At 71.7% G+C, this 15,773-nt stretch carries 14 protein-coding genes and 1 tRNA gene; 4 read left to right on the top strand and 11 right to left on the bottom strand.

Annotated features, from left to right (window positions below; translation table 11 throughout):
• Nucleotides 1-12: 12 nt before the first annotated feature.
• The 5 genes from ACRX5S_RS14990 to ACRX5S_RS14970 form a co-directional block, all read right to left on the bottom strand.
• Entirely contained in the window at nucleotides 13-1,560 is a 1,548-nt protein-coding gene (locus tag ACRX5S_RS14990) for an MBL fold metallo-hydrolase (protein ID WP_436773395.1), read from the bottom strand.
• Nucleotides 1,557-2,693, bottom strand: a complete 1,137-nt coding sequence (locus tag ACRX5S_RS14985) for a DegT/DnrJ/EryC1/StrS family aminotransferase (RefSeq protein ID WP_436773394.1) — start codon at nucleotides 2,691-2,693, stop codon at nucleotides 1,557-1,559. The genes ACRX5S_RS14990 and ACRX5S_RS14985 overlap by 4 nt, the downstream gene beginning before the upstream one ends.
• Nucleotides 2,690-3,868 carry a DegT/DnrJ/EryC1/StrS family aminotransferase gene (locus ACRX5S_RS14980; protein WP_436773393.1) on the bottom strand — a complete coding sequence of 393 codons (1,179 nt, stop codon included), beginning with the start codon at nucleotides 3,866-3,868 and terminating at the stop codon, nucleotides 2,690-2,692. The genes ACRX5S_RS14985 and ACRX5S_RS14980 overlap by 4 nt, the downstream gene beginning before the upstream one ends.
• A gap of 154 nt (nucleotides 3,869-4,022) precedes the next feature.
• Complete coding sequence (locus tag ACRX5S_RS14975; protein ID WP_436773392.1) at nucleotides 4,023-5,036, bottom strand: NAD-dependent epimerase/dehydratase family protein; 1,014 nt, start codon at nucleotides 5,034-5,036, stop codon at nucleotides 4,023-4,025.
• A gap of 69 nt (nucleotides 5,037-5,105) precedes the next feature.
• Nucleotides 5,106-6,227 carry a Gfo/Idh/MocA family protein gene (locus ACRX5S_RS14970; protein WP_436773391.1) on the bottom strand — a complete coding sequence of 374 codons (1,122 nt, stop codon included), beginning with the start codon at nucleotides 6,225-6,227 and terminating at the stop codon, nucleotides 5,106-5,108.
• A 420-nt stretch (nucleotides 6,228-6,647) separates the two neighbouring features.
• On the opposite strand from ACRX5S_RS14970, the gene ACRX5S_RS14965 reads away from it, so the two are divergent.
• Complete coding sequence (locus ACRX5S_RS14965; protein ID WP_436773390.1) at nucleotides 6,648-7,130, top strand: YwqJ-related putative deaminase; 483 nt, start codon at nucleotides 6,648-6,650, stop codon at nucleotides 7,128-7,130.
• A gap of 2 nt (nucleotides 7,131-7,132) precedes the next feature.
• Complete coding sequence (locus ACRX5S_RS14960; protein WP_436773389.1) at nucleotides 7,133-7,615, top strand: SUKH-3 domain-containing protein; 483 nt, start codon at nucleotides 7,133-7,135, stop codon at nucleotides 7,613-7,615.
• Nucleotides 7,616-7,730: 115 nt separating this feature from the next.
• On the opposite strand, the gene pth is transcribed toward ACRX5S_RS14960, so the two are convergent.
• The 5 genes from pth to ACRX5S_RS14935 form a co-directional block, all read right to left on the bottom strand.
• Nucleotides 7,731-8,330 carry an aminoacyl-tRNA hydrolase gene (gene pth / locus ACRX5S_RS14955; RefSeq protein WP_436773388.1) on the bottom strand — a complete coding sequence of 200 codons (600 nt, stop codon included), beginning with the start codon at nucleotides 8,328-8,330 and terminating at the stop codon, nucleotides 7,731-7,733.
• 66 nt (nucleotides 8,331-8,396) lie between these two features.
• Entirely contained in the window at nucleotides 8,397-9,005 is a 609-nt protein-coding gene (locus tag ACRX5S_RS14950) for a 50S ribosomal protein L25/general stress protein Ctc (RefSeq protein WP_436773387.1), read from the bottom strand.
• Nucleotides 9,006-9,381: 376 nt separating this feature from the next.
• Nucleotides 9,382-10,359 (bottom strand): ribose-phosphate diphosphokinase, encoded by a 978-nt coding sequence (locus ACRX5S_RS14945; RefSeq protein ID WP_436773386.1) that lies wholly within the window; start codon nucleotides 10,357-10,359, stop codon nucleotides 9,382-9,384.
• Nucleotides 10,356-11,918 carry a bifunctional UDP-N-acetylglucosamine diphosphorylase/glucosamine-1-phosphate N-acetyltransferase GlmU gene (gene glmU / locus ACRX5S_RS14940; RefSeq protein ID WP_436773385.1) on the bottom strand — a complete coding sequence of 521 codons (1,563 nt, stop codon included), beginning with the start codon at nucleotides 11,916-11,918 and terminating at the stop codon, nucleotides 10,356-10,358. The genes ACRX5S_RS14945 and glmU overlap by 4 nt, the downstream gene beginning before the upstream one ends.
• Nucleotides 11,919-12,054: 136 nt before the next feature.
• Nucleotides 12,055-12,126 (bottom strand) — tRNA-Gln (locus ACRX5S_RS14935).
• Nucleotides 12,127-12,406: 280 nt separating this feature from the next.
• On the opposite strand from ACRX5S_RS14935, the gene ACRX5S_RS14930 reads away from it, so the two are divergent.
• Together ACRX5S_RS14930 and ACRX5S_RS14925 are read left to right on the top strand one after the other, a co-directional pair.
• The gene (locus tag ACRX5S_RS14930) at nucleotides 12,407-13,369 is read left to right on the top strand and encodes an acyl-CoA desaturase (RefSeq protein ID WP_436773384.1); all 963 of its coding nucleotides are present in this window, start codon (nucleotides 12,407-12,409) and stop codon (nucleotides 13,367-13,369) included.
• Nucleotides 13,370-13,376: 7 nt separating this feature from the next.
• A complete protein-coding gene (locus tag ACRX5S_RS14925; RefSeq protein WP_358360647.1) occupies nucleotides 13,377-14,042 on the top strand; it encodes a TetR/AcrR family transcriptional regulator in 666 nt (221 codons plus the stop codon).
• Nucleotides 14,043-14,390: 348 nt separating this feature from the next.
• Here ACRX5S_RS14925 and ACRX5S_RS14920 read toward each other — a convergent pair whose 3' ends face one another.
• A complete protein-coding gene (locus tag ACRX5S_RS14920; protein WP_436773383.1) occupies nucleotides 14,391-15,770 on the bottom strand; it encodes an ADP-ribosylglycohydrolase family protein in 1,380 nt (459 codons plus the stop codon).
• Nucleotides 15,771-15,773: the final 3 nt, after the last annotated feature.

Genomic DNA, 15,773 nt, shown 5'->3' with positions numbered 1-15,773 from the left:
CCACGACGGCAACTACACCACGCGTTCCGACGGATCGACGCGCAGCGGCACCGTTCCCCCCGAAACACACGAACCCGTCGCCAGGTCCCACTTCCAGTGGTGGCGCGGGCATTCGATGACGCCGTCCTTGATGTCGGCGTGCGCGAGGTCCTCTCCGGCGTGCGGGCAGAAGCGCTGGAAGGCGTACCCGCAGCGCTCGATGGTCTCCCCCGACGCGGCCTCGTCCCGTTCGCGGACCATCTGCATCGTCTGCGCGGGCTGGTTGCCGTAGCGCAGCAGGCTCATCAGGGTCAGGTCGAACACGTCCGGGTCGCGGTGCAGGCTCAGCCGCAGCGACAGCAGCGCCTCCTCCCACCCGACGCGCCCGTCGACGACGGCCCGCAGCGCGCGCGGCGGCACGTGGATGGTGTAGCCCGCGTCGACCGGGTCCTCCTCCAGTACTCCGCCGACCCGGCCCAGCTTCACGGCCCACGTGACACCGTCCGCGACGAGTCGCACGTCACGCTCGTAGTCGGCCAGGAAGCGCTTGTTCCAACTCGTCAACTTGGCGAAGTACGCGCTCAGTTCCTCCGCCTTCACCGGCTCGAACGGTTCCTCGTGGTACGCCGCCCACTCGTCCGCCCGCCGCAGGCGGTACGCCGCCAAGTACCCGTCCGGGTCGTCCCGCCACGCCCCGCGCCCCGGCAGGCCCGACTCGGCGATCCCGTCCGCGGTCAGCTCGTCGCCCGGCTCCAGGCACACCGCCGCGACGCCGGGGCAGGCCGCCGCGAAGTCGCCGACCAGGTCGTCCCACAGCGGGAAGATCGTGGCCGTGCGGTCGTTGAACCGCTCCAACTCCGGGTCCAGGAAGCACGCCGGGCCCGCCGCCGGGAGGTACGCCGAGGCGCCCGTCAGCCGCACCTTGCGCACCAGCGTGTCGAACAGATCGCCGCGCACCTCGGCGGTCTTGCGGCGCTGCGCCTCGTCCGGGTAGGCGTAGCAGTTCGGGTACCACATGGCCCCGGAGTACTGTGCCGACAACAGGTCGACGTCGGTCGGGAGTTCGGACAGCGGCGTGTTGCAGTCGTTGAGGTCGAGGAAGCGGTAGCCGCCGAGGTCGACCACAAGGCCGCTGTCCTCCTTGTGGCTCGTGTCGAGCAGCATCGTGAGCACGAACCCCTCGGCGGCCTCGTGGCGTTCCTTGTGGCCGAGGCTGATCACCGTGCGGAAGCCCAGCGCCTCAAGCCGCCGAACCAGCGCCTTGGAGCGGAAGCGCGGCACGACGACCGTCGTCGCGTCGCGGTCGATGAGTTCGAGGGTGCGGACGTCGAAGTGGTCCTCGTGCGCGTGCGACAGGTAGAGCAGGTCGTATGCCGTGGTCACCACGTCGTCCAGCAGCGGCCGGTTGTCCGGGAACGGGAACCACGAGCCGAGGAAGGCCGGGTGGAACCACGGGTCGATCAGGAGCCGGACGCCGGAGTACTCGATCTCGTACGAGGCGTGCCCCAGGGACCGGATGCGCGCGCCCCCGGGCAGGGTCCGGCGGCCCGTCCGCCCGAGCGAACCGCCGCCCCCGGTCACGCCGCACCCCCGCAGGTACTGCCCGTCCGCGCCAGGGCCTTGGCAAGCGCCTCGGCGACCCGCACCTGCTGCTCCGCGGTGATCTGCGGGTACAGCGGCAGCGTCAGGATCTCCCGGGCGGCGCGTTCCGCGACCGGGAAGTCGCCCGGCTCGTAGCCGAGTTGGCGGAAGGCGGGCTGGAGGTGCACCGGCACCGGGTAGTGGACCCCGGCGCCGATCCCGGCCGCGTTCAGGTCGGCGAGGACCGCGTCGCGGTGCGGCACGCGGACCGCGTACAGGTGCCACACGTGCACATTGCCGGGGGCGGTGCGCGGCAGCCGTACGCCCTCGACGTCGGCCAGCAGCGCGTCGTACCGCGCCGCCGCCGCCCGCCGCGCCGCGTTCCAGTCGGCGAGCCGCCGCAGCTTCGCGCGCAGCACGACCGCCTGGAGCGTGTCGAGCCGGGAGTTGCAGCCGAGCCGGTCGTGCACGTACTTGCGCGAGGAGCCGTGGTCTCCCAACTCGCGGACCGCGCGATCCAGTTCGGCGTCGTCGGTGAGGACCGCGCCGCCGTCGCCGTACGCCCCCAGGTTCTTGCCCGGATAGAAGCTCGTGCCCGCGGCCCGTCCCCAGGCGCCCGCGCCCCGACCGTCCTGCGTCGCGCCCTGGCACTGTGCGGCGTCCTCGAACAGCAGCAGGCCGGTGCGCTCGGCGAGCGAGGCCAGCGGACCCATCGGCGCGAGCTGCCCGTTCAGGTGCACCGGCAGGAGGCCCCAAGTGCTCTCGCCACACGACGCCGCCGCACTGTCCGGGTCGAGCAGCAGAAAGTCGTCGTCCACGTCCGCGAACACCGGCCTGCCGCCGGCCCGGACGACCGCCTCCGCGGACGCCACGAACGTGTTCGCGGGCATGACGACCCCGGCGCCCGTGGGCAACTCATCGGCACGAAACGCGAGTTCGAGGGCGTCGGTGCCGTTGGCGACCCCTACGCAGTGCGCGGTGCCGCTGAACGCCGCGAACTCCGCCTCGAACGCGGCGACATCGGGCCCTTTGACGAACGCCCCGGTCGCGAGCACCCGCGCGAAGCCCTCCTCGACCTCCGCCGCCACCTCGGCATGACCGGCGAGCAGGTCGACCAGGGGTACCTTGCTCACGCCCCCACCTCCGCCGGAGCCGAAGCGGTGACACCCGCCGCCGCGTACAACACCGCGACCACGCGGTCCTGCTGAGCCTCCGTCAAGTCGTGGAACAACGGCAGAATCAGCGAGTCACGCGTCAGGCGCTCCGTCGCGGGCAGCGGTACGTGCGGGGTGTCGGCGTACGCGGGCTCCAGATGCGCCGCCATGATGCCCCGCCGCGCGGATATGCCCTCCGCCGAAAGCTTCCCGAGCAGCGCGTCCCGGCCGACCGGAAAGTCCTCGGGGAGCAGGGCCCAGCACGCCTGGTAGTTCGTCGTCCCGTACGCGGGGTCCTCGACGAGCCGCAGCCCCGGCACGCCCGTCAGGAGCCTGCGGTACCGGTCGGCGAGCCGCCTGCGACGTTCGACCATGGCGTCCAGGCGCCCGAGTTGCACCAGGCCGATCGCGGCCTGCACGTCGGTCATGCGGTAGTTGAAGCCGAGTTCGTCGTACGTCTCCAGCACCGGCGGCGACCCGCCCCGGTCCGCCGCGTCCCGGTCCGCCGCACTGACGCTCATGCCGTGCTCGCGCAACCGCCGCAGCCGGTCCGCGACTTCCGCCCGGTCAACGGTCACCATGCCGCCCTCGCCGCAGGTCAGCAGCTTGCGCGGGTGGAACGAGTAGGTGGCGAACGCCGCTCCCGCACCGACCTGGCGGCCGCGCAGCCGGGAACCGGCCCCGCACGCGGCGTCCTCGACCACCACGATGCCGAGTGGGTCGCACAGTTCGCGCACCGCCTGGAGATCGGCGGGGACGCCGCCCTGGTCGACCAGGATGACGGCACGGGTGCGCTGCGTGCGGACCGCGTCGACGGTGTCCGCGGTGAGGTTGCCGGTCTCGATGTCCACATCGGCGAAGACCGGGGACGCCCCGACGTACCGCACCGCGTTCGCGGTCGCGATGAACGACAGGGACGGCACCACGACTTCGTCCCCGGGTCCGACTCCGGCGCCGATCAGCGCGAGGTGCAGCGCCGTCGTGCAGGACGAGACCGCGACGGCGCCGGCCGCGCCGACCCGTTCGGCGAAAGCCGCCTCGAACGCCGCCACCTTCGGACCCTGTGCCACCCAACCGGAGCGCACGGCCTCGGCCGCCGCCTCCGCCTCCTCCGGACCGAACCACGGCCGCATGACCGGAATACGCTCGCTCACCGAACCCCCCACGGAATCTCCCCCCACGATCGTCCACTCGCTGCTTGCCCAGCGCCTCCCGGCGCTCCCAACGCGCCCCGACGCCCCGATACCCCGACGCGCCCCCCGACGCGCCCGACGCACCTGACACCCGCGAACGCCCCCCGGCGTCCCGTCACTTGCTGTCCGACCACCACCGCACCAGCTCGCGCAGCCCCTCGTCGAGCCCGATCTCCGCCCGGAATCCCAGGTCGCGCGCTGCCTTGCCGGTGTCCGCGAGGCGCCGCGTCACGCCGTTCACCGCGCGCTCCGGCCCGTGCTCCACGCCCAGTTCGGAGCCCATCGCGACAAGCAGCCGCTCGGCCAGCTCCTTGAGGGACGTCTCGACGCCGCAGGCGATGTTGTAGGCCTCGCCCGTCACCGGCGCCTGCGCGGCCAGCAGGTTCGCGCGTGCGATGTCCGCCGTGCACACGAAGTCCATGGTTTGCAGCCCGTCGCCGAAGATCAGCGGCGGCTCGCCCTTCGAGATGCGCTCCATCCAGCGGATCAGCACCTCGGTGTAGAGCCCGTGGATGTCCATCCGCGGGCCGTACACGTTGAAGTAGCGCAGCGCGACGTAGTCGAGGCCGTACATCGCCCGGAAGCTGCGCAGCAGGCCCTCGTTGAAGAGCTTGGCGGCCCCGTAGATCGTGTCGTTGTCGTACGGGTGGTGCTTCTCGGTGGTCGGGAACTCCTCGGCGAGGCCGTAGACCGAGGCGGACGACGACGCCACCACCTTGCGCACGCCTGCCCGTTGCGCGGCCTCCAGCACGTCGAACGTGCCGTCCACGAGCACTTCGAGGGCCAGCCTCGGGTCCTCGACGCACTGCGTGATGCGGATCGCGGCGAGGTGGAAGACCACATCGGTGCCGGGCATCAGCTCGGCGAGCAGCGCGCGGTCGCGGATGTCGCCTTCGACCAGGCGGCAGCGGCCGCCGCGGGCCGGGTCGAGGGCGTACGCCAGATTCTCGCGCCGCCCGCGCGTCAGGTCGTCCAGGACGACGACCTCGCGCGCGCCCGCGTCCAGGAGCTGGTCGGCGATCGTCGAACCGATGGTCCCCGCCCCGCCGGTGACGAGGCATCGGGTCCCGGCGAGGGGGACGGCCGCGGTCGGGACGGCGGGCGCGACGGCGCCGGCAGGCGCGGTCACGCCGGCGGATGGCGCGCCGGCGGATATCGCGTCCGCGGTCGGCCCAACAGGCTCGGGTGCCATGGGTGTTCAGCCCTTCGTCGGTGCCGGGGAGACCGGCGCGGTCGGCGTCGCGGCGGAAGCCGGCGCGGGGACGGGACGGGCCGCCGGGACCCCCGGCCCGACCGGGACCGCGAGGCCGCCGGTCTCCAGGCTGCGCGAGGCGGCTTCCAGCAGTTCGAGCACGCGCAGGCCCGAGCGGCCGTCGGTCAGCGCCGGCCGCGTCTCGACGATCGCCGACGCGAACTCCGCCATCACGCCGCGCAACGCCTCGGTCTCCGGCAACGCGGGCGAGACGACGTCGCCGGTCCGGTACGAGACGAGCTTGCTGTAGCGCGCCTCCCGTCCCAGCGCCGCGTCCTGCGCGAGGTCGATACCCTTGTCGTGGACGTGCAGCCGGGCCGCCGGGTTCATGTCGTCCCAGACCAGCGTGCGGCGCGAGCCGCCGATGATCGTCGTGCGCACCTTCGTCGGCGACAGCCAGTTGACGTGCACGTGCGCCATGGCCCCGGTGTTCAGCCGCAGCACCAGGTACGCCAGGCAGGCCCGCCCGGTGCCGATCGGGTCGGCGCCCTGCGCGGACACCGAGATCGGGTGCACGCCGGGCGGCAGGATGAAGTCGAGGATCGACAGGTCGTGCGGCGCGAGGTCCCACAGCACGTCGACGTCGGGCTGAACCAGCCCGAGGTTGATGCGCACCGAGTCGACGAACTGCACGTCCCCCAACTCGCCGCCGTGGATCATGTCGCGGATGCGGCGCACCACCGGCATGTAGCAGAACGTGTGGTCGCACATCAGCGTCAGGCCGTTGCGCTCGGCCAGTTCGACCAGCTTGACGGCGTCCGCGCGCGACGACGTGATGGGCTTCTCGACCAGCACGTGCTTGCCGGACTCCAGTGCGGCGCGGACCAGTTCGAAGTGCGTGGCGGCCGGTGTCGCGATGGCCACGGCCTGCACCGCATCGTCGTTCAGGACCTCGTCATAGGACGTGGTGACCCGGATCGTGCTGTACGCGCCGAGCACCGCCCGGGCCCGGGCCTCGTCGAGGTCGCACAGCGCCTCGACCCGGAGCCCGGGCGTGGCCTGCGCGTTGCGTACCAGATTCGGGCCCCAGTATCCGGCGCCGACTACCGCCAACCCCACAGAAGACATGACGAAACGTCAACTCCTCGGCCTCCCCCTGCCGCACGCCCCCCTGGCCTGCGGCATCCCCACCCGCGGCGGACACGGCGCACGCACCGCGCCCCGCAGTGACGGCGCACCCGGCATGACCCCCACCCCGGGCGCGTTCGCGACGCCGCGAACCGTCCCCCCGACGCTAGCGCCCGCGGGGCGCTGCGGGTGCCCATCCGCAGAAAAACCGGGGTGGACCGTGCCATGTGGCCCGGTAGATGCCGAACTCCCTTTTGGAATGGCGTCTGTGGCGGTGATCACTTAGGGTCACCCTGGTTGTGACGGGCGCGACTCCGTTTGGCACCCTGTGACAAGGACGCGCGTCCGAGACGCCCGTCGCAGAAGCTCCACAGCGACACCGCACCGGACGCAGGAACCGCACGCAGGAAGGGAAGCACCGTGGCCCCGCTCAACCCGACGGCCAGCCGGGAACGGCAGGACACCACGACGGGCGACCCCGCGGCGGCACCGGCCCGCGTACCGCGCGACAGCATCCTCCCGGCCGTCGCCGCGGCCCTGTTCACCGGCAAGAAGGTGCGCACGCGGGCGGGTGCGAAGGGCGACACCGCGCCCGCGCCCCACCCGTTGGTCCGGGAGTTCCTCGCCGGCCTCCCGGCCGACCAGCGCGAGCGGTGGAACGGCCGGTGCCCGGAGGTGGAGCTGCTGTCCGAACACCTCATCGAGGCCGAGGAGTCCCGCAAGGGCCGCGCCGCCAAGAAACCTTTCGCCCTGGCGGACGCGCGGCGCGCGCTGAAGGGGGCACGTGTGACGCTGCGTCGCATTCGCGAGGAGGGCGACCCGGAGCACGGCGGCTACCAACCGCCCTGCCGCTCCTGCGCCGCGCTCCTCGAACACTTCGGCGTCACGGCCACGGAGCGCTGAACGTGTCGCGTTTTCCCACCGAGGTGGTGTACGAACTGGGCCGCGCCGGCTGGCGGGTGGGCCGCAAGCGCCTGGAGCAGGCGGAGGCGTGGGCGAAGGAGGTCGCCGACCACACGTCGCCGGACGGCCACCGGCACACGGTCTTTCCGGCCGCCCTGGACGCGTGGTCTGAGTTCGGCGGGCTACGCGTCGCGGTCGACGGGCCGGGGGCGGCGGTCGCGCTGCGGCCGTTCACCGTCGACCCGAGGGTCGGGCTGCACCTGGCCCGCACGCTCGCGGATGTCGGGCGCGCGCTGGGCACGCACCTGTGCCCGTTGGGCGGGGAGGACGGCGGCGCGGGCTATCTGGCGATCGACCCGTCGGGCCGCGTCTTCGCGATCGACCACACCGGCGAATGGTTCCTGGGCGAGAGTATGGACGCGGCGCTGATCACGCTGATCCTGGGCACCGCACCGGCGCGGGTGCGCGACGACGGGACCTGGTAGGCGCGTCAGGTGTCAGGTGTCGCGAGTCTGCCGGGAGACGGGAAGTCGCCGAGGCACGTCACGCGTTGCCCCAGCCCGTCGAGGGCCGCCGGGACCGCCGGGAGCTGCGGAACCTTCAGGAGTTGTACAGCCCCTGCGCGCGTTCGAGGCCGTCCGTCATGATCGACTCGACGGCGTCGGCGGCCCGGTCGACCTCGACGTCCAGGCCCTTGCGCTCGGTCGAGGAGAAGTCCCTGAGCACGTACGCCGCGACGTCCATGCGGCCGGGCGGGCGGCCGATGCCGAAGCGCACCCGGTAGTAGTCCGGGCCGAGGGACTTGGTGATCGGCTTCAGGCCGTTGTGGCCGTTGTCGCCGCCGCCGCGCTTCAGTCGCAGCACCGCGAAGTCGATGTCCAACTCGTCGTGCACGACGATGATCCGCTCGTTCGGGACCTTGTAGAAGTCCCGCAGCGCGGTCACCGGCCCGCCGGAGAGGTTCATGTACGACATGGGCTTGGCCAGCACGACGCGCCGCCCCGCAAGGCGACCCTCCAGGACCTGGGCGCGCGACTTGTGGGACTTGAACTTGCCGCCCACGCGCGCCGCGAGGAGGTCGGCGACCATGAACCCGATGTTGTGGCGGTTGCCTTCGTACTCGGGCCCGGGATTGCCGAGGCCCACGACCAGCCACGGACCGTTGTCGTCCGTGGCGTCGTGGGCCTGCGGCGTCACCATCGTGAGTCTTCCCCGTGTCGTTCCGCGCCGAGCCGTCGGCGCGGGGTCGTCCGCGTCGGGCGAGGCTCAGGCCTCGACCGGCTCCGCAGCCGGAGCCTCGGCCTCGTCGGCCGCCTCTTCGGTCGCCTCGGCCTCGGCCGCGGCCGGGACCATGACGTGCAGCACGACGGTGTCGCCGTCCACCGCGAGGGACGAACCGGACGGCAGGGCCACGTCCTTGGCGTGCACGGACTGGCCGGCCTCCAGGCCCTCGACCGAGATCTCGATCGACTCGGGGAGGTGGGTGGCCTCGGCCTCGACGGGCAGCGCGACGAGCACGGTCTCCAGCAGGCCGCCCGGGGCGACCGTGCCGGTGGCGACGACCGGGACGTCCACGACGACCTTCTCGCCGCGCTTGACCAGGATCAGGTCGACGTGCTCCAGGTGGCGCTTGATCGGGTGGCGCTGCACGTCCTTGGGGAGCGCGAGCTCCTTCTTGCCGTCGACGTCGAGCGACAGCAGGACGTTCGGCGTCTTGAGCGCGAGCATCAGGTCGTGGCCCGGCAGCGACAGGTGGACCGGCGCGGTGCCGTGTCCGTACAGGACGGCGGGAACCTTGCCCTCGCGACGGGCACGTCGCGCGGCGCCCTTGCCGAACTCGGAACGCGACTCGGCGGCGATACGGACCTCGGACACGACGGGTACTCCTCGAAACGACGCGGTGGCGGATGTGCTGGGGTGGGATCCCCATGGATGAAGCCCGACCGGACGACGCTGGGGAGCGGACGAACTCGATCGGACCCCGTGGTGCCCGAGTGGCACCGGGTTCCCTGCACCCTGAGAGGAGCGTGCAAGCCGTCAGCTACCGCGTCGATCACGGAGCAGAACTCGCATCCCTCGCCGGGCAACCCCGTAAGCCTACCCGCAACCTCGGGCGAGGCTGAAATCGGGTACGCCCGAACAGCCGGACGCCGCCCGGTCGGGAGGACCGGACGGCGTCCAGGAGAGCGTCCTCAAGGGCACTCGAAACCGCTTGCCGTGCGAGCCCCGTCGGGACCCGGGCGGCGGTTGCTCAGCTGTGGCCCTCGAACAGGCTCGTGACCGAACCGTCCTCGAAGACCTCGGTGATGGCGCGGGCCACCATCGGGGCGATCGACAGCTCGGTGAGCTTGTCGAAGCGGCGCTCGTTCGGAATGGGCAGCGAGTTGGTCACGATGACCTCGCTGATCCGGGAGTTCTTGAGGCGGTCCACGGCCGGACCGGACAGCACCGCGTGCGTCGCCGCCACGATGACGTCCGCCGCGCCGTTCGCGAACAGCGCCTCGGCGGCCGCGCAGATGGTGCCGCCGGTGTCGATCATGTCGTCGACCAGCACACAGGTGCGGCCCTCGACCTCGCCGACGACCTCGTGCACCGAGACCTCGTTCGCGACGTTCGGGTCGCGGCGCTTGTGGATGATCGCCAGCGGCGCGCCGAGGCGGTCGGTCCACTGGTCGGCCACCCGCACGCGTCCGGCGTCCGGCGAGACCACCGTCAGGCGCTCGCGGTCCACCCGGTTGCCGACGTGGTCGGCCAGCAGCGGCAGCGCGAACAGGTGGTCCACCGGGCCGTCGAAGAAGCCCTGGATCTGCGAGGTGTGCAGGTCCACGCACATCAGGCGGTCGGCGCCCGCGGTCTTGAACAGGTCGGCCATCAGGCGGGCCGAGATCGGCTCGCGGCCGCGGTGCTTCTTGTCCTGCCGGGCGTACCCGTAGAACGGGATGATCACGGTGATGCGCTTGGCGGAGGCCCGCTTCAGCGCGTCGATCATGATCAGCTGCTCCATGATCCAGGTGTTGATCGGAGCGGTGTGGCTCTGGATGACGAACGCGTCGGAGCCACGCACGGACTCCTCGAAGCGCACGTAGATCTCGCCGTTGGCGAAGTCGAAGGCCTTCGTCGGGACAAGAGTCGCACCGAGCTCGGAGGCCACTTCCTTCGCCAGCTCGGGGTGGGCCCGGCCGGTGAACAGCATGAGCTTGCGCTCCGGTGCCAGCTTGATCCCGGTCACTGATCCATCTCCTTGTTGCTCGCCTCGACCTGGCCGGCGGTCGGCCCTGCCGTGTCCTGCACGCCGTCCTGCACGCCCCCGGCCGCATCCCGCTGCGCCGTGCTCCGCTGCGCTGCCTCGGCGGCAGGCGAACCCGCGCGCCGCCGGACGACCCAGCCGTCGATGTTGCGCTGGCGACCGCGCGCCACCGCCATCGCTCCGGGCGGGACGTCCTCGGTGATCACTGACCCGGCTGCGGTGTACGCGCCGTCACCGACGGTGACCGGCGCTACCAGCATCGAATCGCTGCCCACTCGTACATGGTCGCCCACCACTGTGTGGTGTTTGGCGACTCCGTCGTAATTCACGAAAATCGTAGCGGCACCGATATTGGCGCCCACACCGATGGTCGCATCCCCGACGTAGGACAGGTGCGGGACCTTCGACCCCTCGCCCACCTGCGCGTTCTTCATCTCGACGAACCCGCCGGCCTTCGCCTTCGCGGCCAGCACGGTGCCGGGCCGCAAGTACGTGTACGGCCCGACCGTCGCGCCGGGGCCGACCACCGCGCCCTCGCAGGTGGCGTTGAGGACGTGCGCGCCCTCCTCCACCCGGGTGTCACGCAGCGTGCAGTTCGGTCCGACCTCGGCACCCGCCTGCACCACCGTGCGACCGTGCAACTGGGTGTTGGGCAGCACCGCCGCGTCGGCCTCCAGGACCGCGTCGACGTCGATCCACGTGGTCGCCGGGTCGACGACGGTGACCCCGGCGCGCATCCAGCCCTCGACGATGCGCTGGTTCAACAGCCTGCGCGCCTCCGCGAGTTGCACGCGGTCGTTGATGCCCAGGATCTCCCGGTGGTCGGCGGCGGCGACCGCGCCGACCCGGTGCCCGGCCTCGCGCAGCACGGTCAGCGTGTCGGTCAGGTACTCCTCGCCCTGGCTGTTGTCGGTGGTCAGCCCGGCGAGCGCGGCGCGCAGCAGCTTGCCGTCGAACGCGTAGACACCGGAGTTGATCTCGGTGATGGCGCGCTGCGCCTCGGTGGCGTCCTTGTGCTCGACGATCCCGGCGACCGCGGCACCGCCCTCGCCCGGGCGCCGGGCGTCGTCGGCGATGCGGACGATCCGGCCGTACCCCGTCGGGTCGGGCACGTGTGCGGACAGCACCGTGACGGCGTTGCCCTCCTGCTGATGGGTCTCGACCAGCGCGCCGAGCGTCTCGGTGGTGAGCAGCGGGGTGTCGCCGCACACGACGATGACCGTGCCGGAGGGCTCGCGGCCCTGGTCGGCCAGCGCGTCGACGGCGACACGCACGGCGTGGCCGGTGCCGTTCTGCTGCTCCTGGACGACGGTGAGCGCGTCCGGGTCGAGCTCGCCCAGATGGGCGGTGACCTGGTCGCGGCCGTGGCCGACCACGACGACGAGTTGTTCCGGATCGAGTCGTCTCGCGGCCCCGACGACGTGCCCGACCAGGCTGCGCCCGGCGAGCGCGTGCAGGACCTTGGGCGTGGTCGCGGATCTCATGCGGGTTCCCTCACCCGCGGCGAGAACGACAACGGCAGCGGGGCGGACGGGGCTCACGCAGGTGGCTCCTCGGCTCTGCTTGCGGGGGGACCGTCCGGCGACAACGTGCCGACGGCAGGCCGAACACGCCGGAAAGTCCGGACACTAGCGAGGATACCGGTGCACCGGCGGGGGGTCGCCACCCGGACATGGGCTCCGCTGCCAGGACTCGAACCTGGACATAGGGTTCCAAAGACCCCAGTGCTGCCGATTACACCACAGCGGATCGCACGGACCGGCGCGCCGCGAAATCGTACCCGCGGACCTGCCGTCGTCGGCTCCTACTATGCCAGCCCGCACCCCCCGAATGCCGCGCGTTAAGTCCCGCGCCACCGGGGGCGGTCCGCGGGGCGCGATATCCGGTTGACTCGGGGAGACCTCACATTCCACCTGTCGCCTGCCATACTGACGGCAACCTACGGACCCGTAGGTTACGCGTACGTATGCCTTCAGACAGTCGCCGACCCCGGTCCCAACACCCCCGTCTCCGACGTGCGAGGGAATCCATGACACCTCCGTCCGGCACCGCCGTGCTCGAAACCGAGACCCCGACGCCGGCCCCGATAAGGGGCACGCTGGGCGGGGAGCAGAAGAACTGGGCCGAACAATTCGCCCTGGCCCTGTTCATCGGCATCCCCTTCGCCGCACTCATCGCCGCGGTCCCGGTGATGTGGGGCTGGGGGCTGTCGTGGCTCGACGTCGTGCTGGCCGCCGTCATGTACGCGATCACCGGACACGGCATCACGATCGGCTTCCACCGCTATTTCACACACGGCTCGTTCAAGGCCGGCCGCAAGGTGCGGGTCGGGCTCGCGATTGCCGGGAACATGGCCGTCCAGGGCCCGCTGGTCCGGTGGGTCGCCGACCACCGCAAGCACCACAAGTTCTCCGACCAGGACGGCGACCCGCACTCCCCCTGGCGCTACGGCACCGGCGTACGCGCGCTGACCAAGGGCATGTGGTGGGCGCACATGGGGTGGCTCTTCGACGTGGAGCAGACCCCGCAGGACAAGTACGCGCCGGACCTGCTCAAGGACCCCGACATGGTGCGCGTGTCGCGGCAGTTCCCCCTCTGGGTCGCCGTGTCACTGCTGCTGCCGACTCTCGCCGGGGGCCTCATCACGTGGTCCTGGCAGGGCGCGCTGACCGCGTTCTTCTGGGCCGGACTGGTCCGCGTCGGGCTGCTGCACCACGTCACCTGGTCGATCAACTCGATCTGCCACGCGGTCGGCAACCAGCCCTTCCGGTCGCGCGACAAGTCGGGCAACGTCTGGTGGCTCGCGGTGCCGTCGATGGGCGAGTCCTGGCACAACCTGCACCACGCCGACCAGACCGCCGCGCGGCACGGCGTATTGCGTGGACAACTCGACTCCAGCGCACGCATCATCCGCTGGATGGAGAAACTCGGATGGGTTTCCGACGTGCGATGGCCGGACCGTGCGCGGATCGAGTCGCGGCGCGCGGCATGATGGAGCGATGACCGAGAGCAGCAGACGCGGCGGTGCACCGCGCGGCGGCGGTCGTGTTCGCATGACCGGCAAGGAACGGCGCGAGCAGCTGATCGACATCGGTCGGACTTTGTTCGCGGAACGCGGCTTCGACGCCACGAGCGTCGAGGAGATCGCGGCAAAGGCCGGTGTCTCGAAGCCGGTCGTGTACGAGCACTTCGGCGGCAAGGAGGGCCTGTACGCGGTCGTCGTCGACCGCGAAATGCGCATCCTCCTGGACGGCGTCACCAGCGCCCTCACCGGCGGCCATCCGCGCGAACTCCTGGAGCAGGCCGCATTCGGCCTCCTCGACTACATCGAGCATTCGACGGACGGCTTCCAGATCCTGGTCCGCGATTCGCCGGTGGCCCAGTCCACCGGCACCTTCGCGTCGCTCATCAGCGACATCGCCTCCCAGGTCGAGCACATCCTCGGCCTGGAGTTCGCCTCCCGCGGCTACGACCAGAAACTCGCGCCGATGTACGCCCAGATGCTGGTCGGCATGGTCGCCCTCACCGGCCAGTGGTGGCTGGACGTCCGCACCCCGGCGAAGTCCGAGGTGGCGGCCCACCTGGTCAACCTGGCCTGGAACGGCCTGTCGGGCCTGGAACAGAACCCGCGCCTGGTGACACGACGCAAACACGACCGCGCGTAGGAGCGCGGCGCAGGGGCAGGGCGCGAACGCACGGCGCGGGCACGGAAGGCGGTGCACACCGGAGACCGCGCTTTCGCGGACGGGATCGTCCGGAAAGCGCGGCGGCTGGTCCGCCGAGCGCGGGCCCGAGGGCCGTCTGCGTCGAACAACGGCTCGAACAGGGCGTCGAAGGCGGTGGGAACTTCGCCGCTTCGGGTGGTCGGGGGCCGGAGTCGGCACTCTCGGTCGACGGCGAACGTTCCCGAGGTAAGGAAGGTCCGGGCGGGAGCGGGGGACGGAGAGAGCTGACGGAGAAGGCTGGGCGAGTTGTTTCCGTCAGTGGGTGGCGTCCGTCGACAGTGGTGTCTGTCAGTGGGTGGTGCTTCCTGATTCCGCCCAGGCCGGGAGTAGTTCGGCGGCGGTCAGCCAGGATTGCGGGACGCGGTCCAGGTCGGTTCGGGCGGACACGACACCGGCCGTTATGGCGCAGGTGGTGTCCACGTCGCCCAGGCCGAAGGCGGTGGTCCAGAGGGCCTCGACCAGGTCGTCGGGGTGCCGGGCCGCGGTCCAGAGGGCGAAGGGGACGGTGTCCGGGCAGGACATGCGCTTGCCGGTGCCCAGGACCTCCGCGGCGTGCAGCCAGGTGGTGGCCGGCGGGAAGGACGCGGCGGTGCGCAGGGCGCCGCGGACCTCGCTGTGCGGGGTGTGGTCGGCCACCTGTCCGAGGAACACGTCCGGGTCGGGGGCCATCCGGTCTCGACCTGCCGTCATGAGGGCGGCGGCCACCGCGACGGCGACCGCGCCCGCGGTCGCCTCGGGGTGGGCGTGCGTGGCCTCCGCGCTGAGGGCGGCCTGCTCGACCACCAGGTCCAGGTCGTCGAGGGCGTACCAGGCGCCCAGCGGGGCGACGCGCATCGCGGAGCCGTTGCCCCACGAGCCCTGGCCCTCGAACTGCGCCGCGGTGATCTCGCGCCAGTCGCCTCCGTCGTGGATCGCGCGCAGCACGCCGTGCATCGAGCCGCCGTACCCGCGGTTCGGATCGGCGGTGTAGGTCGCAGCGAAGTGGTCGGCCAGGGCGTCCTGGTCGATGTGCCCGTGCAGGTGCAGGATGCGCACGACGGACAAGGCCATGGCGGTGTCGTCCGTCCAGTGCCAGGGGCTTTCGTCGGGGGTACGGCGGGCGGCGAGCTGGTCGACGAGGGCCTCCCCCTTGCGGAAGAACCAGCGTTGTCCGAATGCGTCTCCGAGGGCGAGGCCGCGCAGGGACCTGGCGGCGTTGCGGATGCGTTCCATCCGGGCATCCTCCCGTCCCCCGGGCCTGGTCGGCGAGCGATTTCGCCGCGGCACACGGCCGGATTTCGCCGCGGCACACGGCCGTTCGGCCCGGTCAGCCGGGGAAGCGAGCACCTCGATGCGGTTGCCGACCGGGTCCTCCGTGTGGAACCGCCGTACGCCCGGGATCTCGTTGCTCCAGCGCACCGGCGCGCCCGCGGCGGCCAGGCGCTCGGCGAGCGCGTCGATGTCGTCCGCGACGAGTGCGGGGTGCGCCTTGCGGGCGGGGCGGAAGTCCGCCTCGACGCCGAGGTGCAGTTGGACCGGACCGGCGGCGAACCAGCAGCCGCCGCGGACCGCGAGGGCGTCCGGCTTGGGCACCTCGGTCATCCCCAGCGGACCGGCGTAGAAGGCCCTCACCAGGTCCTCACCGCCGACGGGGATCGCGAGTTGCACGTGGTCGATCGCGACGAACACGCG

The organism is Yinghuangia sp. YIM S09857, assembly GCF_051388915.1.
GTDB lineage: Bacteria > Actinomycetota > Actinomycetes > Streptomycetales > Streptomycetaceae > Yinghuangia.
Note: the sequence above shows the minus strand (reverse complement) of the source record. Positions and strands in the feature narration are given on the sequence as shown.